The sequence below is a fragment of the Aminobacter anthyllidis genome, assembly GCF_018555685.1.
GTDB lineage: Bacteria > Pseudomonadota > Alphaproteobacteria > Rhizobiales > Rhizobiaceae > Aminobacter > Aminobacter anthyllidis.
The window spans coordinates 84,194-105,126 of record NZ_JAFLWW010000006.1; the positions used below are offsets into that span (position 1 = coordinate 84,194).

Below are 20,933 nucleotides of genomic sequence, written 5' to 3' on the forward strand. Positions count from 1 at the left end.
GCGGCCCTTTTCATCACATCACCGGCTTGTCCATCAGGCCGAGCCTGTCGCGCCTCAGCCAGCGCCACAAGAGCAGCACCGACACCACGGCGAGGCCGGAGAACAGGCCGATCCAGATGCCGCGGCCCTCGAAGCCGAAGTGGAAGGCGAGCACGACGCCGAGCGGCAGGCCGATGCCCCAATAGCCGATCGCCGCGAGGATCATCGGCACCTTCGTATCCTGCAGCCCGCGCAGCTGGCCGGCCGACACCGCCTGGGCGCCGTCGACGACCTGGAAAAGTGCGGCGAAGACCAGGAAGCTGACCGCGAGGCCGATCACCTGGGCGTTGGCCGGGTCGCTTGTGTCGATGAACGCCGAGATCAGCAGATGCGGCCAGAACACCATCACCAGCGCCATCAGCGCCATGAAGCCGACGCCGAGCGCATAAGCCGTCCATCCGGCACGAGTAATGCCGTCGCGGTCCTTGGCGCCGTAGGCCAGGCCGACGCGCACCGTGACCGCCTGGCCGAGACCGAGCGGGATCATGAAGGTCACCGAGCAGATCTGGAGTGCGATGGCGTGCGCGGCGAGCGAGGACGAGCTGATCAGCCCCATCAGGAATGCGGCGGCGTTGAAGATCGTCACCTCGAAGGCGAGGATGCCGGAGATCGGCAAGCCGAGCTTGAGCAGTGTCTTGAAGCGCGGCCAGTCGGCGCGCCAGAAACGGCCGAACAGGCGGTAGCGGCGGAACTTCTTTTCCATCATCACGACGGCCGCCATGCCGACGAACATCATGCCGCTGGCGATGCTGGTGGCAAGGCCGGAGCCGGCGATGCCCATTTCGGGGAAGCCCCATTTGCCGAACACCAGGAGCCAGTTGCCGAACGCGTTGGCCGCTACAGCGATGGCCATGATGACCAGCGCCCAGCCGGGGCGCTCCAGCGCCGAGATGAACGAGCGCAGGACGATGTAGCCGAAGAACGGCAACGCCGCCCACTGCAGGTGATGGACATAGATGCCGGCCTGCTCGGCGAGCTTGGGCTCCTGGCCCATGGCGAGCAGGATCGCCTCGGCGTACCACAACAGGGCCCAGATCGGGATCGAGATGAGGACGGCGAGCCACAGGCCCTGGCGCACGGTGCGGCGGACGTCGCGCACCGAATGGCGCTTGCGGCCAAGCTCGGCCGCCATCATCGGCGAGGTCGCATACATCAGGCCGAGGCCGAAGATCAGCGGCGCGAAATAGAGGTTGGAGCCGAGCGCGCCGGCGGCCAGCGCATCGGGACCCAGCCGGCCGAGCATCATCACGTCGGTGGCGGTCATCGCTGTCTGCGCCAGGTTGGTGAGTATCATCGGCCAGGCAAGCGCCAGCATCGCCCGAATTTCGTGACGCCAAGGCGTTGCCGGTGATTGCGCGCCGGTTGCGATCGCAGACATTTCTTTTCGTCTTTCGTGCCGATATCGCGAGATATGCCGCCGATATCGATCGATTCGGCCTCAAAACACCTGGTTTTGCCTCGCCGTGGAGCGGTTTTGAAGCAAACGGGCTGGCCTGGCAAGGCGTCAGGGTGGCCAAGCATTGAGCCAGCGCGGTGTTGACCTGGCGGCAACGGCGCTCGCGCTCACTCGGCGAAGTCGGCGATCTCTGGCAGGATCCAATCGCGGAAGGCGCGGATCTTGGGCAGGTTGCGGCGCGCCTCGGGATAGACCAGCCAGTAGGCGTGGCCGTCGTCGCCAAGCAGGTCGAAGGGCTGGATCAGCCGACCCTCGGCGAGTTCGCTGGTGAAGAATTTCTGGGTCAGGATTGCTACGCCCTGGCCGGCCATGGCGGCATTGGCCTCATAGGCCTGCGAGCCCATCGAGGTGTCGGGGCGCCCCTCCAGGCTGTCGGTCGGCACACCCGCCAGCTCGAACCAGCGTTTCCACCAGACGTCGCTGGGATCGAGGATGCGCAGCTTCAGGAGATCGGCGGGCTCCTTGATGCCGCCGACGCTCTCGGCGAGGCGCGGGCTGAGCATCGGGGCGTACTGGGCGCGAAACAGCAGGTGCTTGGCAAGACCCGGCCAATTGCCGTCGCCGGAGCGGATGCCGATGTCGACCGCCTCGCGCGAAAAATCGACCATGTGGCTCGAGGTGTCGAGGCGCACGGCAATGGCGGGATGGCGCAGCTGGAACGAGCCGATGTGGCGCGCCAGCCAGTTGGAGGCGAAGGTCAGCACCGTCGAGATGCATAGCGTACCGCCTGACCCGGCGCGCGCTTCGGCATAGGCCTCGCTCAGGATGTTGAAGGCGGCGCTGACGGCCGGCGCCAGGCGCGCGCCGGCTTCGGTCAGCATCACCTGCCGGGGTTTGCGCAGAAACAACGGCGCGCCGACCCGCTCCTCGAGCAGCTTGATCTGGTAGCTGACCGCCGCCTGGGTCATGCCGAGCTCGTTCGCCGCCTTGGTGAAGCTGGCGTGGCGGGCCGCGGCCTCAAACACCCTGACGGCGGCAAGCGGCGGGAGTTGCTCGGCCATTATACATAAGCCCTGTTAATGGGTTCAGATCGACGTTCGATTGGAAATAAAGGGTTTCACAGCGCTATATCAAGGTCAACCCATCAACTGATGACGGGTATTAGAGGAGTTGAATGTCATGAACACGGTACAGGCAAGTCTCATCCATTGCGAACCGGTTTCCCTGACTTCACGGTTGGCGGCGGTGTTCGGCTGGCGTGCGCGCAAGCGCCTCCTTGATGTCCGCGACCTGCCGGATCACCTCAAGCGCGACATGGGCTTTCTTGACGGCAACGACCCTTGCGGCCGCCGCGTCTGATGGCCGGACGCACGCGCATGTGTTCCGCACTGTCACATCAACGGTTCATTTCCGCCGCCAAAGCTCCTATGAGCAATGGGGTGAACAAGGACCAGTCATATGACGCCGAAGGCAGTGTATTGGGACATGGACGGCACGCTGATCGACAGCGAGCCGCTGCACGAAGAAGCGCTGGTGTCGGCGCTGCGCGGCGTCGGCATCGAGCCGCCCGCTGACCTGCACGCCCGCGTCGTCGGCCAGGCGGCGCGGCCGGTCTATGAGGTGCTGCGCGACCAGTTCGGCCTCGCCCTCGAATTCGACGACTGGATTGCCCTCAAATACGATCACTACATGAGCCGCGCGCCCAACCTTCTGCCACGTGAGGGCGCAATGGAGATCTTCCGCGACCTGAAGGCGAACGGTGTCGTCCAGGCGATCGTTTCCAATTCGGATCGCATGGTGGTCGAGGCCAATCTGCAGGCTGTCGGCGTGCACGAACCGACGATGAAGACGATCAGCCGCAACGACGTGCGCAACGGCAAGCCCGATCCCGAGCCCTATCTGCGCGCCGCCTATCTCACCGGCATCGCGCCTGCCGACACCGTGGTCATGGAAGACAGCGTGCCCGGCGCCATGGCCGGCGTCGCAGCGGGGATGCGCACCATCTTCTGGCCGCAGGACAAGATCGATGGTCCGACGGGTGCGCTGGTGGCGCACAGCGTGGAAGAAGTGCGGGCGCTGCTCGGGCTGGATTGAGCAGGTTCAGGCCTGGCTGGAACCGTTGGCGTGGTGGAGATGTCACGGCATGGATCCCCGGGTCTGCGCAGTTCGCTGCGCTCCTGCTCCGCCCGAGGATGACGAAGGCTTTGATACCCCGGCCAACCTTCAACCGCCAAGTGGTATTAAGTGCGCCAAGGAAGGCTCGTCATCCTCGGGCGGAGCAGGAGCGCAGCGACTGCGGAGACCCGGGGATCCATGCCGTGACGCTGCCGATTGATACGCTGACGAGCTAAATCCCGCCTTCTAATTCCGGTACACCGGCTCCTGCTCGTCGAGGATCGCCTTGAGCTCGGCGAGGTGGCGTTCGGCCTGGCCGGGATAGTCTTCCTGCTCGAGCGCTGCCTTTTCGGCGATTTCGTCCGACAGCGTGCGCAGTGGCCGGCCGGTCCATAGCGCCTTGATGTAGGTCTCGCAGGCGCGCTCGAAATAATAGAGCCGGTTGAAGGTGTCGGCGACGCTGTCGCCGATGACCAGCACGCCGTGATTGCCCATGATCATCACCTTGACCTTGGGATCGGCGAGCAGGCTTGAACAGCGTTCGCCCTCTTCCTCGAAGGCGAGCCCGCCATAATGGGCGTCGACGACGTGGCGGCGGAAGAAGATCGCCGTGTTCTGGTCGATCGGCGGCAGCGTGGAATCGGCCAGCGACGCCAGCACGGTGGCGTGGATCGAATGCACATGCATGACGCAGCGCGCATGGGCGCAGTTGCGGTGGACTGCGCCGTGCAGGCCCCAGGCGGTGGGGTCGGGCGCGTTCGGGCCGGTCATCGTTTCTGGATCGTTGGCATCGATCAGAAGCAGGTCGCTCGCCTTGATGCGCGAGAAATGCACCTGGTTGGGGTTCATCAGGAACTTCGAGCCGTCGTCGTTGACGGCGAGCGAGAAGTGGTTGGCCACCGCCTCATGCATGTTGAGCCTGGCTGTCCAGCGGAAGGCGCAGGCGAGGTCGACGCGCTCCTCGTAGAACGGCAGGTTGGTCTGCTTGAGCTGGGTGACGGCCATCTGTTCTTCCCTCTCGATTTCATCGCATCATACTTTCCGGAAGCCGCAACCGGCTTCGGGTCGATGCGCTGAGAGGAAGAATGCCGCGTCAGGTCAGGCGCGGCAACCGCCGGTCAGGCTGAAATCTGCTGGTCCAGCCTGAGCCCGCCATTTTCGACGATGAAGTCGATGACCGCTTCCAGGCCCTTGCCGCGCGAAAGATCGGTGAAGCCGAACGGGCGCTTGCCGCGCTGGCGGGCGGCGTCGCCTTCCATGACCTCGAGATTGACGTTCACATAAGGTGCCAGGTCGCTCTTGTTGATGACCAGGAAGTCGGAGCGGGTGATGCCGGGGCCGCCCTTGCGCGGGATCTCCTCGCCCTGGCAGACCGAGATGACGTAGAGCGTGATGTCGGCGAGGTCGGGCGAGAAGGTTGCCGCCAGGTTGTCTCCGCCCGACTCGATGAAGACGATGTCGAGGTCGGGGAATTTCCTGTTCATCTCGGCGATGGCCTGGAGATTGATCGAGGCGTCCTCGCGGATGGCAGTGTGCGGGCAGCCGCCCGTCTCCACGCCCATGATGCGCTCTTCCGGTAGCGCCTGCAGGCGCGCCAGCATCATCGCGTCTTCCTTGGTGTAGATGTCGTTGGTGACAACCGCGATGGAGAACTCGTCGCGCAGCGCCTTGCACAGCTTTTCGGTCAGCGTCGTCTTGCCCGAGCCGACGGGGCCGCCGATGCCGATGCGAAGCGGGCCGTTTTTCGAGGTCATGACTGGAATCCTGATATGGCGAGGACGACGAAGCCCGTGCCGATGAGCAGGCACAGCGGCGAAAAGTAATTCCTGTCGAGCCGCGCGAAGGGCATCTCCGGCGTCAGCCTGCGCCATGCCGGCGTGAAGCCGGCAATGCCTCGGCCGAGAAACACCAGTGCGATCATCAGCGCCGAGGCGGCGAGGCCCGCTTTAGGGAAAGGCGTGGCGAAGACACCGACAAGCGCCAGCGGCCACAGCGTCGCCAGCACGAGACAGGCGGTGACGGCGAAGCTGGCAAAGGCGTCGGGCATGGTTTCGATGCCGCGGAAACCGGCAACGGTGCGGGCGCATGACCTCTGGTCGGTGCCCGGCCAGACGCCGCCAAGACCCCAATAGGCATGGATCGAGGCCAGCAGGTACAGGACGATTGCGAGGGCGAAGGCGAGCACGGTCATGAGCGGAACAGTCTCGAATGTTGGGTCTCGTGGCGCATCGCCATGATGTAGGAGGTTATGGCGGCGGACCCCAGATCGTCGAGCGTCGATACTGCCGCACGCGCAGCGACCGAAAGTGCCGTCGGTTCAAACGCCGCAACGATGCCGGTGGCGGCGGTCTGGCCGATGACGCTAAGCCGGATCGCTGCCTGGATCAGGTTGCTGGCGAAGGCCTGCAGGTAAGCCGCAAGCGCATCTTCAAGGGTAATGCCATGCGCGCCGGCGACAGCACCAACGGCGACACAATAGGGGCAGTCGGCGGGCAGCCGCGCCAGCACAGGATGCGGCCAGGCCGTCGCGGCGGCGAGGAAGGCCTGTCCCTGCAGCATCGTTTCCATGTGGCGCTCGCGCGAGCCGGCCAGCGCTTCGGCGAGTTCCGCCACCTCGCTCAGGTCGCCCTCCGTCGCGGCGCGGCGCCAGCTTTCGGCGAACAGCACCACGTCGTTCCAGCCCGAGCCGATCTCGGCGAGTGCGGTGAGCCATGCGGTGAGGTCGTCGCGGCTGGCAATCAGCCCGTCATGCACGGCGCGTTCGAGGCCGTGGCTGTAGGAGAAGCCGCCGACAGGGAACGCCGGCGACAGCCACGCCATCAGGCGCAGTAGTGCCGTGTTGCCGCGCTCAGTCATGATGGTGACGATGGTGGCCGCCATGGTCGTGGTGGTGGTGCCCATGGTCATGCCCATCGTCATGATCGTGTCCATGTCCATGGTCGTGCGAAGGGCCGTGATCGTGGCCGTGGCCGGAATAGGCGCCGCGCACCGGCTCGAAAGGTGCCAGGATGTCGGTGACGGTGGCGCCCAGTCCTTCCAGCATCGCCTTGATGACATGGTCGCGCAGGATGAGGATGCGCTCGGCCGATATGGCCGCGGCGAGATGGCGGTTGCCGATGTGCCAGGCGAACTGCGTCAGGTGGACGGCGTCGCGGGCGCGGATGTCGTAGAGCTCTTCTTCGGCGGCGACGATGCCGGCGGTGCGATCGTCTTCAAGCAGCAGGAGGTCGCCGGTTTCGAGCACCACAGGCTCGGGCAGGTCGACCAGGACGCGTTCGCCTTGCGACAGCGCGATGGCGCGGCGCCTGATGTGGCGCTCGTCATGGGCGAGCACGGCGACGTCGAAGGGCTGCGCGCCTGTTGTGGCGTCGGCACGGATGATCTTGGTAGCGCGCAGCATGGGGTGTTGTTCCTGTGGCGTGATGGCGGAGCGGGCGGCGGTTCAGACGATGGTGTCGAACAGCCGCCAGATCCACGATATCTGATACAGCAAAGTAGCTGTCACGAATGCCAGATGATATCGCCTGCTCGCGGTGGCGATGGCGATGAGGCAAAGTGCCACCAGGATCGGCGTGCGGATCAGGTACTCGCCGCCGAAATGGGCGAAATGCACCTCGCCCTTGATCAATGTGTCGACGATGTCGAGCAGGTAGGTCATGGCCAGGAGCCCGAAGAACCAGGCGCGGCGCGAGTAGAAGAAGTCCTCGTAGCTTTTGTAGTCCTGCATCGAGTCGGGGAAGAGCAGGGCGCACAGCAAAAACAGCGCGATCGCGTAGCCGAGGATGAACAGGTAGGTGCCGAAGGTCCAGCCTTGGACGCCGTACAGCCCGAATTCCCACCACCAGAAATGCACCAGCGTCAAAAGCAGCGACGCCACCCAGGCGAGGTGCACCGGGTAGAGCCGGTACTGGTCCGGATGCTGGACGATGCGGGCCACGCCCGACAAAAGCCGCGCCATGCCGAGGCCGATGATCATGCCCATGACGATGCGGATATGCGGAAAGATTTCGGCTACCGCCGGTTCGGGCGTCATCTGGCGCCCCTGGTATCGAATGCGGGCATGGTCGGCACTTGTTCCGGGAGAAATTCGAGATGGAGGATGCTTGGTGGGCATCCTGCGCCGAAACGGATTTCGAGCCAATAGACGTTGCCGTGAGCAGGCAGTGTATGGCCTTCGGTACAAAAAGCCCCAGCGCGCTGATGCGGCCGGGGCTTCGATTTTGCGAACGTGCTGAAGCTTATGCGGCTTCGGCGACGGCGTCGTTCTTGAGCGCCTCGAGAATGTTCTGCGGCGAGGAGACGCCGTAGGGATCGCTGTCGCAATTGTCGGCGAAGCCCTCTTCCTCGAACCACTTTTCGATGCGGCCGTTGTTGATGACGGCGGCGTAGCGCCACGAGCGCATGCCGAAGCCGACATTGTCCTTGGCAACCAGCATGCCCATCTTGCGGGTGAATTCACCCGAACCATCCGGGATCAGCTTGACCTTGTCGAGGTTCTGCGACTTGCCCCAGGCGTTCATGACGAAGGCGTCGTTGACCGAGACGCAGTAGATCTCGTCGATGCCTTCGGCTTGGAACTCGCCGAACAGCTTCTCGAAGTCGGGCAGCTGGTAGGTCGAGCAGGTCGGCGTGAAGGCGCCCGGCAGCGAAAACAGCACGACGCGCTTGCCGTCGAAATAGTCGGCCGAGGTCTTGTCTTCCCAGCGGAAGGGGTTCGGGCCGCCAACGGCCTCGTCGCGCACGCGCGTGCGGAAGGTGACAGCAGGAACTTTCTTGCCGATCATTTGAAACTCCATTTCCAAGAAAGCAGGGCGCCCTGGTCTTGGGGCCAGGGAATCCTGCCGAATTTTTAGCTAGCGGGGGCTAGATAACAACTCGCCGGAAGCCGTTCCAGCATTGCCGGCGTGGCATCAGGTCGCGCCTCGACTGCAGGGGCGGTCAGGGAAGGTGGATCGTCGCATCCATGTAGATCACGGCCTGGCCGGTCAGATAGACCCGGTCGGCTGCTACTTCGCAGCCGAGCACACCACCCCGGGCCGACAGCTGGCGCGCCGAAAGTGTGGTCTTGCCGAGTTTTTCCGCCCAGTAGGGTGCGAGCGTTGCGTGGGTCGAACCGGTGACCGGATCCTCCGGTATGCCGGCGCCGGGCGCGAAATAGCGCGAGACGAAATCGCAGTCGCTGCCCCGCGCGGTGATGCACAGGCCAAACGAGCCGAGCTCGGCGATGCGTGGCAGGTCGGGCTGGTAGGCGCGCAGCTCAGCCTCGGACGTCAGCTCGACGAAAAAGTTCTCGCGGTTGCGGAACAACTGCACCCAGCCGTCGTCACGCAGGCCGTTGACCAGCGCATCCCCTGATATCGCGAAGTCGGGATCGAAGCGCGGGATGTCCATGCGGTAACGGCCATCCTGCGGCGTGACCTTGAGGTCGCCGACCTCGCGGGTGGAGAAGCGCATGGTGCGCTCGACGCCCTTGCGCAAATGGAGCGCGCAGGCCGAGGCCAGCGTGGCATGACCGCAGAACGGCACCTCGTCGGTGGGCGTGAACCAGCGGATGTCCCACCCATCATCCGCGGGCTTCAGGAACGCCGTCTCGGCGAGGTTGTTCTCCAGCGCGATGCCCTGGAGCACCAGGTCGGGCAGCCAGTCATCGAGGAACACGACCGCCGCCGAATTGCCTGTGAAGACCGTGTCGGTGAAGGCATCCACCTGGATCATTTCGAGCTGCATTGCGACCTCCCATGCACGGCACGGAGGCTAGAACAGGAAATAGCGCTGCGCCATGGGCAGAACGGTCGCCGGCTCGCAGGTGAGCAGCTCGCCGTCGGCGCGTACCTCGTAGGTTTCCGGGTCGACCTCCATGTGAGGCATGGCGTCGTTGAGGATCATCGAGCGCTTGCCGATGCCACGGCGGGTGTTTTCCACCGCCACCATCTGCTTGTGCACGCCGATCCGTTCACGCAGGCCGCTCTCCAGCCCGGCCTTCGAGACGAAGGTGATCGAGCTGTTGGTCAGCGCCTTGCCGAAGGAGCCGAACATCGGGCGGTAGTGGCTCGGCTGCGGCGTCGGGATCGAGCCGTTGGGGTCGCCCATGGGCGCGGTGGCGATCCAGCCGCCGAGCAGCACCATGTCGGGCTTCACGCCGAAGAAGGCGGGGTTCCACAACACTAGATCGGCGCGCTTGCCGACCTCGATCGAGCCGATCTCGCGCGACATGCCATGCGCGATGGCCGGGTTGATGGTGTATTTGGCGATGTAGCGGCGGGCGCGGAAGTTGTCGTTGTCGCCGATCTCGCCAGGCAACGCGCCGCGCTGGCGCTTCATCTTGTCGGCGGTCTGCCATGTACGGATGATCATCTCGCCGACGCGCCCCATGGCCTGGCTGTCCGACGAGATCACCGAGAAGGCGCCGAGGTCGTGCAGGATGTCCTCGGCGGCGATGGTCTCCTTGCGGATGCGGCTTTCGGCGAAGGCGATGTCTTCCGGGATCGACGGCGACAGGTGATGGCAGACCATCAGCATGTCGAGATGCTCGGCGACCGTGTTGACGGTGTAGGGCCTAGTCGGGTTGGTCGAGGCCGGGATGACGTTGGGATACTGGCAGACCTTGATGATGTCGGGCGCGTGGCCGCCGCCGGCACCTTCGGTGTGGAAGGAGTGGATGGTGCGGCCCTTGAAGGCGGCGACCGTGTCCTCGACGAAGCCGCTTTCGTTGAGCGTATCGGAATGGATCGCGACCTGGATGTCGTAGGCGTCGGCGACCGTGAGGCAGGTGTCGATGGCGGCCGGGGTGGTGCCCCAGTCCTCATGCAGCTTGAGGCCGCAGGCGCCGGCCAGCACCTGCTCTTCCAGCGCGCCGGGCAGCGAGGCGTTGCCCTTGCCGAACACGCCGATGTTCATCGGCAGGCCGTCGAAGGCTTGGATGATGCGGGCGATGTTCCACGGTCCGGGCGTACACGTGGTGGCAAGCGTGCCGTGCGCCGGCCCGGTGCCGCCGCCGACCATGCAGGTGACGCCGGAGTTCAGCGCTTCGTCGACCTGCTGCGGCGAGATGAAGTGGATATGCGTGTCGATGCCGCCGGCGGTCAGGATCTTGCCTTCGCCGGCGATGATCTCGGTGCCAGGGCCGATGATGATGGTGACGCCGGGCTGCGTGTCCGGGTTGCCTGCCTTGCCGATGGCAGCGATGCGCCCGTCCCTGAGGCCGACATCTGCCTTGTAGATGCCGGTGTGGTCGAGGACCAGAGCATTGGTGATGACGCAGTCCATGGCACCCTGGGCGCGGCTCCGCTGGCTCTGGCCCATGCCGTCGCGGATGACCTTGCCGCCGCCGAATTTTACCTCTTCGCCATAGACCGTGAAGTCGTTTTCGACCTCGATGAACAGTTCGGTGTCGGCGAGCCGCACCTTGTCGCCAGTGGTCGGGCCGAACATCCTGGCGTAGTCGGGACGGGAGATCTTCGCGGGCATCAGAGCTTTCCCATCACCTTCTTCTGGAAGCCATAGACCTCGCGCTTGCCGCCATAGGGCACCAGCGTGACGTCGCGCTCCTGGCCGGGCTCGAAGCGCACGGCGGTACCGGCGGCGATGTCGAGCCGCATGCCGCGCGCCCGCTCGCGGTCGAATTTCAGCCCGTTATTGGTCTCGTAGAAATGATAGTGGCTGCCGACCTGGATCGGGCGGTCGCCCGTGTTGGCGACCTTGAGCGTGACCGTCGGCTGGCCCTTGTTGAGCTCGATCGAGCCTTGGGCGGTGATGATTTCGCCTGGGATCATGCTCGTGCTCCTCAGGCCGCGGACTTGGGCGCGCAGCCTTCGGCTTTCAGCACGCGCCTGGTCGAAGCAGGATATTTCAGGAGCATGGCGGCCGGCCGGATAGGCCGGGCGGAAAAATTGCCACCGCAATTGGGGCAGGTGCCGCTGAGCACGCCTGTCGCGCAGTCGGTGCAGAAGGTGCACTCGAAGGTGCAGATCACCGCATTGGCCGCCTCGGGCGGCAGGTCGCGGTCGCAGCATTCGCAATTGGGGCGCAGTTCGAGCATGGCGGCCTCAGCGGATGGGTTCGTGGACGGTGACGAGCTTGGTGCCGTCGGGAAAGGTGGCTTCGACCTGGACGTCGTGGATCATCTCGGCAATGCCGTCCATGACCTGGGCGCGGGTGATGACATGGGCGCCCGCCTCCATCAGTTCGGCGACGGGGCGGCCGTCGCGGGCGCCCTCGACGATGAAATCGGAGATCAGCGCCACCGCTTCGGGATGGTTGAGCTTGACGCCGCGCTCAAGCCGCTTGCGCGCCACCATTGCCGCCATGGCGATCAAAAGCTTGTCTTTTTCCCTCGGCGTCAGGTTCATGCCGGTACCAAAAATCCTAGAGTGACCAAAGTCTGGGCAGGCCTGCCTGCCCGTTGAGCAGTTCGACAAGCGGTACGAGCCGTTTGCGCAACGTATAGCCGTCCTCGGCGTAGAGCCTCGCAAGAAGCTTGCCACTTCCGCCAACTGTCCACAGGCTGGCGCCGCCATCGTCGCCGATGATCTGGCGCGCCGGTTCCAGCAGGGCCTCGGCGCGCTCGGAGACCAGCAGCAGCGTCGCCATGGCGATCCGTCCACCCGCCGATGCCGGTCTGGCGAGCATTGCTTCGATGTCTGGCCCGACGAAAAAATCCTCGGCGTGGATGAGTCGGTTGCCCTGCCTGACGCGCCAGCGGTCGCGGAACGTGCCACCTTCCACGCGTTCGCCCATGGCGGAGCGGCCGAAGACGGTGGCTTCGACGATAAGTGCTTCGGCACCCGCCGCGAGGTCGGCGTCGAGCGTGCGTGAAAAGGCCGAGCGATCATAAGCGATCGTTTCCTGCGGCAGCCAGCCGAGGAAGCCGCCGGCCCCGACCGACAGGCGAACATCGACTTCGGCGCGGCCGGCAAGCGCGCGATAGACCTTCTCGCAGGCTTGGGTTGTGATGACCGCGCGTGCGCCCTCGCCGACGGAAACCTCCCAGCCAAGCCTGTCGCCGCCCGTCAGCCCGCCGGCCATGTTGATCAGCACGGCTTCCAGCGGATCCGCGCCGGTATCGGGCAGCCTGATCTTGGCCGCACCGTCCTGGTAGAGGCGGGCGAGACGACTGCGGCCGGCACGATGCTCGACTTCGATGCGGGCGCGCGCCGCCACGCGCTGTGAGGAAATCGCCGCTGCGTCCGTCTGGGCGGACAATGATGTGCCTGATGTCATGATGCCCAAAGGTTAGCCGCACCGGCGGAATTGTCGATATACAAGCTTGTTGCCTCCTTGCGTTTCGGTTTCTATACAGGGATGCCTTTTTGGCTCAATTCGGGGGCGATATCGTCTAAAAGGTCTGGCTCGGGCCCGGCGCAGGAGCTGCGCGGCACGGGGCATGACAAATTTGAAAGTTCTGGGGAAGGGTACTTATGGCCGACCAGTTGGCAACGGACATCATCGCCAAGATCAAGGCGCATGCTGAGGAAGGTGGCGAAGAGATCACGCTCGACACCGAGCTGACCGCGCTCGGCATCCACTCGCTCGAACTCACCGAGATCATCTTCGATCTCGAGGAAGAGTATGACATCGAGATCGAGATGAACACCGTCGATGCCTGGAGCAGCCTCAAGAATGTCGGCGACATGGTCGAAGCCGTTCGCGTCCTGATTGCAAAATCGGCCTGAGATGAAGCGTCCCCGCATCGTCATTACCGGTATCGGCGGGCTGTGCGGGCTCGGCACCGACGCTCCGGCCATCTGGGATGCCATGCGCGCCGGCCGCCCGGCCATCGGGCCGCTGACCAATGGCGAATTGTACGATCTCAAGATTCGCATTGGCGCCGAGATCAAGCAGCTTCCCGAACACGGCATCGAACGCAAGCAGCTCGTTTCGATGGATCGCTTCAGCCTTCTGGCCGTCATTGCGGCCAAGGAAGCGATGCGGCAGTCGGGCCTGGTCGTGGACGAAAGCAACACCCACCGCGTTGGCACCATTGTCGGCGTCGGCGTCTGCGGCTGGGAAGCGATCGAAGAGAACTATCGCGCCATCCTGCTCGGCGGCAAGAACCGCGCCGGCATCTTCACCGTGCCGAAGGTCATGCCGGGTGCCGCCGCTGGCCAGGTCAGCATGAGCCTTGGCCTGCGCGGACCGGTGTTCGGCGTCACCTCCGCCTGTTCCTCGTCCAACCACGCCTTCGCCACAGCGATGGACCAGCTGCTGCTCGGCCGCGCCGACGCGATCGTTGCCGGCGGCACCGACGCGCCGCTGGTGTGGGGCGTGATCAAGGGCTGGGAAGCACTGCGCGTGGTTGCGCCCGACACCTGCCGGCCGTTCTCCGCCGACAGGCAAGGGCTGGTTCTCGGCGAGGGTGCTGGCATGGTCGTGCTCGAAACCTATGACCACGCGGTTGCCCGTGGCGCGACGATCCTGGCCGAGCTGGCCGGAACCGGCATGTCCGGCGATGCATCCGACATCGTCGCGCCGACAGTCGAAGGCCCGACGGCCGCTATGCGTGCCTGCCTGCTCGATGCCGGGCTTGCGCCTGAAGAGGTCGACTACATCAACGCCCATGGTACCGGCACCAAGGCCAACGACCAGATCGAAACGGCCGCCATCCGCCGCGTCTTCGGCGGCCATGCCGACAAGCTGTCGGTGTCGTCGACAAAGTCGATGCACGCGCATTGCCTCGGCGCGTCGGGTGCACTGGAGATGATCGCCTGCGTCAACGCCGTGCGCGAAGGCATCGTGCCGCCGACCGCCAACTATCGCGAGGCCGACGCCGATTGCGATCTCGACGTGACGCCCAATGTCGCCAGGCAGCGCCCGGTGCGCGTGGCGATCAGCAACGGCTTTGCCTTTGGTGGCACCAATGCCGTTATTGCGGTGAAGGCGGTCTGACCGCGCCGTTGCCGGCCTAATCTGTCATCTGGATAAAACAGACGCGCTGCATATTGATGCGGCGCGTTCGCATGCCTAACTCTTGCGTGCCCCCACCATTTTGGCCAGCGCTTCACGCCGGGCCACCCCACGAGGAACCGACGATGAGCGATCTCACTCCATTTCCGATTGCCGCCCGCTGGCCGGCACAGTACCCCGACCGCATCCAGCTCTATTCCTTCCCGACGCCGAACGGCGTGAAGGTATCGATCGCGCTTGAAGAGCTCGACCTGCCTTACGAGGCACATGCCATCAACATCGGCAAGAACGAGAGCTGGACGCCGGAATTCTTGGCGCTGAACCCGAACGGCAAGATCCCGGCAATCATCGATCCCAACGGCCCGGGCGGCAAGCCGCTGGCGCTGTCCGAGTCGGGCGCCATCCTGATCTATCTTGCCGAAAAGACCGGTCGCCTGATCCCTTCGGACCGCGCCCGTCACTACGAGACCATTCAGTGGGTGTTCTTCCAGATGGCGTCGGTCGGCCCGATGTTCGGCCAGCTCGGCTTCTTCCACAAGTTTGCCGGCCGCGAGATCGCAGACAAGCGTCCGCTCGAGCGCTACCGCGACGAGTCGCGCCGCCTGCTCGGCGTGCTCGACAAGCGGCTCGAAGGCCGCAAATGGATCATGGACGACGACTACACCATCGCCGACATCTCGCTGCTCGGTTGGGTGCGCAACCTGATCGGCTTCTACGATGCAGGCGACCTGGTCGGCTTCAAGAGCTTCGAGAATGTCGCGGCATGGCTGGAGCGCGGCCTGGCGCGGCCGGCGGTGCAGGCCGGGCTGAACATTCCGGCGCGTTCGTAACGACCGACGTCAAGCCAGCGCCAGGTTACTTGGTGCTGGCCTTGGCTTTCGCCTTGGCGCCGTCGCGCGTCACGACGGAGGCGGCAAAGCCGGCGACGCCGGTTGCCACACCCTTGACCTTGCGCATCATGCGAGTGGCCACCGATGGCCGCTTTTCGGCCGCGGCCTTCTTCGGGCTTGCGGCTTTGGCCGGTTTTTCAGCGGCAGGCGTCACCTTCTTTGGCGCGCTCTTGCCGAATGCCGGCTTGGCTGCATCCTTGGACCGCTGGGCCAGCGCTGGGCCGGCACCCGCCTTCGATTGAAGTGCCTTGCCCATCTTCGGGGCAGCTTTCTTCGCCGTGGTCGCCATGGCTGTCGCCTCGCTGTTTCATGAATTTCTGGACGCGCATTTGCGAATCGTCCGCTGCGAGACAACGGGTAGGCTGCGGTTCGGTTCCGCTTGAGGTCAGATCACCAGATCGGCCTTGCGCCGCGCGGCGAGCACGCGGTCGATATTGGGCATGTCGTTGCTGTCGATCCAGTTGCGCGCGTCGGCGTCGGAGCGGCCATGCTCGCGCCAGCGCTCGACCAGCCGCCGCTCCAGTTCCTCGCGCGGTACGTCGACGAAGATGGTGAAGTCGAACAGCGGCTCAAGCCGCTGCCAGGGCTCTTCATCGAGCAGCAGGTAGTTGCCTTCGACGAGGATGAACTTGACGTCGGCGGTAACGATTTCCGCCGCCGCCCGCGACAGCTCGATGCTGCGGTCGAAGACCGGGATGGCGATGTCGGGTTCGGCGGCGCGCAGGCGCTTGAGCAGCACCTCGAAGCCGGCAAAGTCGAAGGTTTCTGGCGCGCCCTTGCGCGATCTCAGCCCCCTCTTTTCCAGCACGGCGTCGTCGAAGTGGAAGCCGTCCATCGGCACCACCGCGGCCGAACCTTCGGGCAGAACGTCGTGCAAGGCGGCGGACAGCGTCGACTTGCCCGATCCGGGCGGTCCGGCGATGCCGATCACGAAGCGCTCGGCATGGTGGGCGCGCTTGAACAGGGTTGCAGCGATGTGGGCGATTTCGGACATGGATCTCCCCGATGGTTTCGATGACATTCTGCCGCCGCACCCGTCAAAAATGAGGCGGCGGCTGCATCACTTCAAGATCGGCTCGCCGATCCGCAGGAAGGTTTCGTCGAACGGCACCTCGCGGTGGCTGCCATCGGCGAAGGTGAGGCGCAGCCGGCCCGGCAGGGCTTCGACCTGCGATGGCGGGTCGCCGCCGTCCAGCGGCATCGCGCCGACCACCTGCCGGAAGGCGATGCGGCCACCGAGCGCAAAGGCTGTCTCGACACCTTCCTGCTTCAGCCAGTTGTCGCCGAGCGACGCGGCATGGCCGATCGCCGCGCGCCCGTCCTCGATGCCGAGCACGCCGTGCCGGCCGTTCCACGGCGCGTAAAAACGGCCGCCATTGCTGATCCACAGCATCGTGACGGGCAGCTCGGCCGGGTTTTTCAGCACCAGAACGACATCGGCCTCGGCCTTGCGCGCCACTGCCGTCCAACCCATGCTGCCATGATCGGCCTCGACGAGCGTGACGAAATCCTCGTGCCGGCGCACGGCGCTGTAGTCGGTGAGGTCTGTTTGCCCGCCGTCGGCGGCGGGGAAACGGGTGAGGTCGCTGCTGCGCGCGGGGTAGGCGAGCAGATGGGCGCCGCGCGCCGGGTCCGGCTCGGTGACATCGGGCGGGGTAGCGGCGAGCCGCTTCGGCGAAAAGGCCAGCCGCCCGCCATCGGCCATCTCGGTCATCGGGTGGTGGGCGACCGAGATCGCGCCCGACCCGCCGGTGAACGAATGCTCCTGGTACAGGAACGGGTGGCCGTCGCGCAGGATGAGCGTCTTTTCGACGACGGCGCCCATGATCTGGCGCTCGAGGCGAAAGCTTGCCCGACGCCCGCCCGCAACGGCATCGTCGGAAACCACCTGCCATTCGCTGTTGGCGCTCCAGCCATGCAGCGGTGCTGCTTCGACGTCGCTGCGCGAAAACGGCGCGCACAAGAAATCGCCCGACAGCCTGACCACGCCCTGCGGCAGCCCCTCGGGCAGGTCGTCCCGGCCGATCCACGGCGCACGGTGCAGCGGCTTGAGCGTACGTCCGTCGCCTTCAATGGCGAACTCGGTGAGGTGGCCGACGGCAAGATCGAGTGCGGCTGAAATTCCCTCGGCTTGGAATTTATGCTGGTTCATCGCCAAATCACCCCGCTGCATGGCGCAACAGAGCCGATTTGGCATCCCTCGCGCAAGCCGGCGGGTGTAACCAATATTCAACACCGCCGGCGCAACATGCATTTGCAGTGGCTGGCCAAATGGACGGAACGGCGTGCGTTCTGTAGTTTTCCGGCTGTTGCTGCCGGCCGGCATGTGACAAAGCCAGACTTTTGGCGACCACCGACAGGTTTTTCCTTGCAAGCCCAGATCCAACGCCTGCCTTTCAGATTTCCCCGGTTGCGGCAGTTCGGGCTGATGCGCAATCTCGTGGCGCTGTTTGCGGTGGCTGCCTTGCTTGCCGGCTGTGCCACGACGGAGACGCTGAATGTCGCGCCGCAGCCGGCGCCGGACAAGTTTGCCGCGATCGTCGTCGACGCTTCCAATGGGCGCACGCTCTACCAAGCCTATTCGACGGCACCGCGCTATCCCGCCTCGCTGACCAAGATGATGACGCTGTATCTGACCTTCGAGGCGATGCAGCAGGGGCGCGTTGCCAAGACCACGCTCATCCCTGTGTCGGAGAACGCCCGCTCGCAGCCGCCTTCCAAGCTCGGCTTCAAGCGTGGCGAGCAGATCGAGCTCGAATCGGCGATCCGGGCGCTGGCGACCAAGTCGGCCAATGACGTCGCCGTGGCCGTCGGTGAATATCTTGGCGGCTCGGAAGAGGGTTTTGCCCGCCAGATGACGGCAAAGGCGCGCCAGCTCGGCATGACCAGCACCGTCTTCCGCAACGCCTCGGGCCTGCCCGACCCTGAGCAGCGCACCACGGCGCGCGACATGGCCGTACTCGGCATGGCGCTGCGCAAGCATTTCCCGCAGCACTATTCCTACTTCTCGGCGACCGACTTCAATTTCCGCGGCAAGCGGGTGCGTGGCCACAACGACCTGCTCGGCCGGGTCAACGGCGTCGACGGCATCAAGACCGGCTACATCAGGGCCTCGGGCTTCAACATCGTCACCTCCGTCCAGGCCGACGGCCGCAAGCTGGTGATCGTCGTCATGGGCGGTGATACGGCGCGCAAGCGTAACGCCCAGGTCGAGGAGATGATCGTGCGCTACATGCCGCAGGCGGCAGGCGGCAGCCTGGCGTCGTCGCTGTTCACCCCGGCACCGGCGGCCACCGCATTGGCAGCACCCTTGCCGGCACCCGCTAACCCCGGCATGCCCATACCGGTCGACACGTCCGCGACTATCCAGCAGGGAGACGCACCTGTGCCGATGGGCGAGATCCAGTAGCGCCCTGCAGACGGCGCCAGGCTTAGGCCGGTGCGGTGTACTGATCGTCAGCGACGTGCTCGAGCCAGTCGACGGCGCGGCCGTCCAGCGCTTCCTGCAGCGCGATATGGGTCATGGCTGTTGTCGCCGCAGCGCCATGCCAGTGCTTTTCGCCCGGTGCGAACCACACCACGTCGCCGGTCCTGATCTCCTCGACCTTGCCGCCCCAGACCTGGGCCCAGCCGAGGCCGGAGGTGACAATCAGCGTCTGGCCGAGCGGGTGGGTGTGCCAGGCCGTGCGTGCGCCCGGCTCGAAGGTGACGGTGACGGCGCGCAGCCGGGCCGGTGCCGGGGCCTCGAAGATTGGATCCTGGCGCACCGCGCCGGTGAAATAGTCAGGCGAGGGCGTTGCCGAAGGCCGCGAACCGCTGCGTTTGATGTCCATTTTTGTCTCCTCTGGTCGCCTTGTGGCCGCTCTCGTCGGATCGCGGAGCCCTTGCCGTTGCTACGCTATTCCGGACGGAAAGCCACTGCACGCTTTTCTTGGAACGTTGTTCCAGCGAGCGGGAATGCCTTTGTTGGTGGCCGTCATCCCGCTGGGTCGCGCACCGCTTTACAAGCCGCAGCAATGCCTTTTGGCGGCCGACAAGTCGAGCCAAGCTCCATCGATTGAGTATCGTCGCTGCGTCAGTCCGGCAGTGCGACGATCGCTCGCCCGCTGGTCAGGTCGGTTATCATCCGCACGATCCCAGCCGTGTCGGCCACGGGCAGCGCCACCACAAGCTCGGCGCCGGTCGCGGTGAAGGTCTCGGCTGTCATGCGCACGCCCGGCTGGGCCGCGAGCCGCGCCTGGACGATCGCCAGATCGGCGAAGCCGCAGGTGATTTTCGCTTCCACCGAGACGACGATTTCGGTCTTGGCCGCGGCGCGCAGGCAAGCCGCGGCCGTCCCGCCATAGGCGCGCACCAGCCCGCCGCTGCCCAACAGGATGCCGCCGAACCAGCGCGTGACGACGACGGCGATCTGATCGAGCGACTGGCCGTCGAGCGCCTGCAGGATCGGCTTGCCGGCAGTGCCGCTCGGCTCGCCGTCGTCGCTGAAGCGGTAGCCCGGGCCGATGCGCCAGGCCCAGCAATTGTGATTGGCACTGGCATCTGAATAGGCCGCGATGAACGCCTTCGCCGCAGCTTCGTCGGCAACCGGCCCGGCAACGGCCAGGAACCGGCTCTTCTTGATGTCCTGGGCGAAGGTTTCGGGCTGGGCGAGCGTGAACATGTCTGGGCGTTAGACAATGCGGGGCGGGTCGTCGTCAATCGCGCCTCGGCGGGGATTATGCCACGACCGACAGCCGTGACATCCGATCGTTCGGCCTTGCGATTTGCGACTTCCCCCGTTGAAGCTTGCCGCCGCATCGGTTATGAACGCGCGTCGTCCGGTGCGCCGGGCGTGTTCGGCGCGAATTCGCCGACGAGCACCCGTAGCTCAGCTGGATAGAGCGCTGCCCTCCGAAGGCAGAGGTCACAGGTTCGAATCCTGTCGGGTGCGCCAGCCGTTTCGGCTCCTTCCGTCTTTGCCTTCCTCTGGCTAGAGGGGCACTTTCGCCACGCTGTCCTTGTAGTCCTGCTTCGGGTCACCCAGGCCCAGGAACATCTTGGCGCCGGCAACGAGGCTGGAAGCGTCCAGCCAGATCTGGGCTTCTGCCGGGTCGAACCGCAGCAGCCGAGCTTCGGATCATCCTTGCCCTTCTCGAACCACGCGGCCACGAAGCGGTTCCACAGCCGGTCGATCGTGGCGCGGTCGCTGTCGATCCTAAGCGTGCCATGGACGGTGGCAAACATGTCATGTTTCTTCGACGCGTAGACGAGCGTGGCTTTCCTGGCGCGTGTAAGCTTGCCTGCAAGCTCCGTGTCGCTTGCCGTGAAGAAGTAGATGGTCTTGCGGTCGCCGTCGAACTGCGCGGTCATCGGGCGCGGGTCGATGCCGGAGACACTCACCATCACGGTCATGTCTGAACGTATCGACTTCCAGAACTTCGCTTCGAACTCTCTCTTGTCGGCCATGGTGAATGTCTCCTTGAAGCAGGTTCAACCCCTGGCGTCACGCGAGGTTCCATCTGGGCCGGCATTGGAATCGCCGCCGCAAAGCGCTAGCCGCGCGCCTTAGTACATCACCATGGATGTTGAGAACGATCCGGATCTTGATC

General features: G+C 65.0%; 26 protein-coding genes, 1 tRNA gene and 1 pseudogene. 7 read left to right on the forward strand and 21 right to left on the reverse strand.

Features of this window, described 5'->3' with window-relative positions; all coding sequences use genetic code 11:
* Positions 1-13 precede the first annotated feature (13 nt).
* Together J1C56_RS20540 and gcvA are read right to left on the reverse strand one after the other, a co-directional pair.
* Positions 14-1,417 carry an MATE family efflux transporter gene (locus J1C56_RS20540; RefSeq protein ID WP_214391932.1) on the reverse strand — a complete coding sequence of 468 codons (1,404 nt, stop codon included), beginning with the start codon at positions 1,415-1,417 and terminating at the stop codon, positions 14-16.
* Positions 1,418-1,602: 185 nt separating this feature from the next.
* Positions 1,603-2,496, reverse strand: coding sequence for a transcriptional regulator GcvA (gcvA, locus tag J1C56_RS20545; protein WP_214391933.1), 894 nt, complete (start codon positions 2,494-2,496; stop codon positions 1,603-1,605).
* 118 nt (positions 2,497-2,614) lie between these two features.
* On the opposite strand from gcvA, the gene J1C56_RS20550 reads away from it, so the two are divergent.
* On the forward strand, positions 2,615-2,794 hold the full coding sequence (locus J1C56_RS20550; protein ID WP_214391934.1) for a hypothetical protein: 180 nt from the start codon (positions 2,615-2,617) through the stop codon (positions 2,792-2,794).
* Between the two features lie 99 nt (positions 2,795-2,893).
* Complete coding sequence (locus J1C56_RS20555) at positions 2,894-3,529, forward strand: HAD family hydrolase (protein ID WP_214391935.1); 636 nt, start codon at positions 2,894-2,896, stop codon at positions 3,527-3,529.
* Between the two features lie 267 nt (positions 3,530-3,796).
* Here J1C56_RS20555 and J1C56_RS20560 read toward each other — a convergent pair whose 3' ends face one another.
* From J1C56_RS20560 to J1C56_RS20620, 13 genes are all read right to left on the reverse strand, one after another.
* The gene (locus tag J1C56_RS20560) at positions 3,797-4,555 is read right to left on the reverse strand and encodes a class II aldolase and adducin N-terminal domain-containing protein (protein WP_214391936.1); all 759 of its coding nucleotides are present in this window, start codon (positions 4,553-4,555) and stop codon (positions 3,797-3,799) included.
* A 113-nt stretch (positions 4,556-4,668) separates the two neighbouring features.
* Positions 4,669-5,304 (reverse strand): urease accessory protein UreG, encoded by a 636-nt coding sequence (gene ureG / locus J1C56_RS20565; RefSeq protein ID WP_184770298.1) that lies wholly within the window; start codon positions 5,302-5,304, stop codon positions 4,669-4,671.
* The gene (locus tag J1C56_RS20570) at positions 5,301-5,741 is read right to left on the reverse strand and encodes a DUF3995 domain-containing protein (protein WP_214391937.1); all 441 of its coding nucleotides are present in this window, start codon (positions 5,739-5,741) and stop codon (positions 5,301-5,303) included. The genes ureG and J1C56_RS20570 overlap by 4 nt, the downstream gene beginning before the upstream one ends.
* Positions 5,738-6,451, reverse strand: a complete 714-nt coding sequence (locus J1C56_RS20575) for an urease accessory protein UreF (RefSeq protein ID WP_420797424.1) — start codon at positions 6,449-6,451, stop codon at positions 5,738-5,740. Before J1C56_RS20575 ends, J1C56_RS20570 begins: the two co-directional genes overlap by 4 nt.
* Positions 6,399-6,950, reverse strand: a complete 552-nt coding sequence (locus tag J1C56_RS20580) for an urease accessory protein UreE (protein WP_214391938.1) — start codon at positions 6,948-6,950, stop codon at positions 6,399-6,401. The genes J1C56_RS20575 and J1C56_RS20580 overlap by 53 nt, the downstream gene beginning before the upstream one ends.
* Before the next feature lie 42 nt (positions 6,951-6,992).
* Complete coding sequence (locus J1C56_RS20585) at positions 6,993-7,583, reverse strand: hypothetical protein (protein ID WP_214391939.1); 591 nt, start codon at positions 7,581-7,583, stop codon at positions 6,993-6,995.
* Positions 7,584-7,788: 205 nt separating this feature from the next.
* The gene (locus J1C56_RS20590; RefSeq protein ID WP_214391940.1) at positions 7,789-8,334 is read right to left on the reverse strand and encodes a peroxiredoxin; all 546 of its coding nucleotides are present in this window, start codon (positions 8,332-8,334) and stop codon (positions 7,789-7,791) included.
* A gap of 154 nt (positions 8,335-8,488) precedes the next feature.
* Positions 8,489-9,277 carry a PhzF family phenazine biosynthesis protein gene (locus tag J1C56_RS20595; RefSeq protein ID WP_214391941.1) on the reverse strand — a complete coding sequence of 263 codons (789 nt, stop codon included), beginning with the start codon at positions 9,275-9,277 and terminating at the stop codon, positions 8,489-8,491.
* Between the two features lie 27 nt (positions 9,278-9,304).
* Entirely contained in the window at positions 9,305-11,017 is a 1,713-nt protein-coding gene (gene ureC, locus J1C56_RS20600) for an urease subunit alpha (RefSeq protein WP_214391942.1), read from the reverse strand.
* Complete coding sequence (locus J1C56_RS20605; protein WP_214391943.1) at positions 11,017-11,322, reverse strand: urease subunit beta; 306 nt, start codon at positions 11,320-11,322, stop codon at positions 11,017-11,019. The genes ureC and J1C56_RS20605 overlap by 1 nt, the downstream gene beginning before the upstream one ends.
* A gap of 11 nt (positions 11,323-11,333) precedes the next feature.
* The gene (locus J1C56_RS20610) at positions 11,334-11,588 is read right to left on the reverse strand and encodes a DUF1272 domain-containing protein (protein ID WP_214391944.1); all 255 of its coding nucleotides are present in this window, start codon (positions 11,586-11,588) and stop codon (positions 11,334-11,336) included.
* A 7-nt stretch (positions 11,589-11,595) separates the two neighbouring features.
* Positions 11,596-11,898, reverse strand: a complete 303-nt coding sequence (locus J1C56_RS20615; RefSeq protein ID WP_055981164.1) for an urease subunit gamma — start codon at positions 11,896-11,898, stop codon at positions 11,596-11,598.
* A gap of 16 nt (positions 11,899-11,914) precedes the next feature.
* Entirely contained in the window at positions 11,915-12,769 is an 855-nt protein-coding gene (locus J1C56_RS20620) for an urease accessory protein UreD (RefSeq protein ID WP_214391945.1), read from the reverse strand.
* Between the two features lie 197 nt (positions 12,770-12,966).
* Between J1C56_RS20620 and J1C56_RS20625 the strand changes: the two genes are divergently transcribed.
* The 3 genes from J1C56_RS20625 (at position 12,967) to J1C56_RS20635 (ending at position 15,282) form a co-directional block, all read left to right on the forward strand.
* The gene (locus J1C56_RS20625) at positions 12,967-13,221 is read left to right on the forward strand and encodes an acyl carrier protein (protein ID WP_214391946.1); all 255 of its coding nucleotides are present in this window, start codon (positions 12,967-12,969) and stop codon (positions 13,219-13,221) included.
* Position 13,222: 1 nt separating this feature from the next.
* Complete coding sequence (locus J1C56_RS20630) at positions 13,223-14,434, forward strand: beta-ketoacyl-[acyl-carrier-protein] synthase family protein (protein WP_214391947.1); 1,212 nt, start codon at positions 13,223-13,225, stop codon at positions 14,432-14,434.
* Positions 14,435-14,577: 143 nt separating this feature from the next.
* A complete protein-coding gene (locus tag J1C56_RS20635) occupies positions 14,578-15,282 on the forward strand; it encodes a glutathione S-transferase family protein (protein WP_214391948.1) in 705 nt (234 codons plus the stop codon).
* A 25-nt stretch (positions 15,283-15,307) separates the two neighbouring features.
* Here J1C56_RS20635 and J1C56_RS20640 read toward each other — a convergent pair whose 3' ends face one another.
* From J1C56_RS20640 to J1C56_RS20650, 3 genes are all read right to left on the reverse strand, one after another.
* Positions 15,308-15,631, reverse strand: coding sequence for a hypothetical protein (locus tag J1C56_RS20640; RefSeq protein ID WP_214391949.1), 324 nt, complete (start codon positions 15,629-15,631; stop codon positions 15,308-15,310).
* 96 nt (positions 15,632-15,727) lie between these two features.
* Entirely contained in the window at positions 15,728-16,336 is a 609-nt protein-coding gene (locus J1C56_RS20645) for a nucleoside triphosphate hydrolase (RefSeq protein WP_214391950.1), read from the reverse strand.
* A 66-nt stretch (positions 16,337-16,402) separates the two neighbouring features.
* Positions 16,403-17,494 (reverse strand): hypothetical protein, encoded by a 1,092-nt coding sequence (locus tag J1C56_RS20650; protein WP_214392357.1) that lies wholly within the window; start codon positions 17,492-17,494, stop codon positions 16,403-16,405.
* Between the two features lie 276 nt (positions 17,495-17,770).
* On the opposite strand from J1C56_RS20650, the gene J1C56_RS20655 reads away from it, so the two are divergent.
* Positions 17,771-18,751: a D-alanyl-D-alanine carboxypeptidase family protein gene (locus tag J1C56_RS20655; protein WP_214391951.1), complete on the forward strand. Its 981-nt coding sequence runs from the start codon at positions 17,771-17,773 to the stop codon at positions 18,749-18,751.
* Between the two features lie 22 nt (positions 18,752-18,773).
* On the opposite strand, the gene J1C56_RS20660 is transcribed toward J1C56_RS20655, so the two are convergent.
* A complete protein-coding gene (locus tag J1C56_RS20660) occupies positions 18,774-19,175 on the reverse strand; it encodes a (R)-mandelonitrile lyase (protein WP_214391952.1) in 402 nt (133 codons plus the stop codon).
* 242 nt (positions 19,176-19,417) lie between these two features.
* Positions 19,418-20,005 carry an IMPACT family protein gene (locus J1C56_RS20665; protein ID WP_214391953.1) on the reverse strand — a complete coding sequence of 196 codons (588 nt, stop codon included), beginning with the start codon at positions 20,003-20,005 and terminating at the stop codon, positions 19,418-19,420.
* A 196-nt stretch (positions 20,006-20,201) separates the two neighbouring features.
* Here J1C56_RS20665 and J1C56_RS20670 point away from each other — a divergent pair.
* A tRNA-Arg gene (locus J1C56_RS20670) sits at positions 20,202-20,278 on the forward strand.
* A 233-nt stretch (positions 20,279-20,511) separates the two neighbouring features.
* On the opposite strand, the pseudogene J1C56_RS32995 reads toward J1C56_RS20670, so the two are convergent.
* Positions 20,512-20,790: pseudogene (locus tag J1C56_RS32995) on the reverse strand (pyridoxamine 5'-phosphate oxidase family protein); the annotation flags it as partial.
* Between the last annotated feature and the right edge of the window lie 143 nt (positions 20,791-20,933).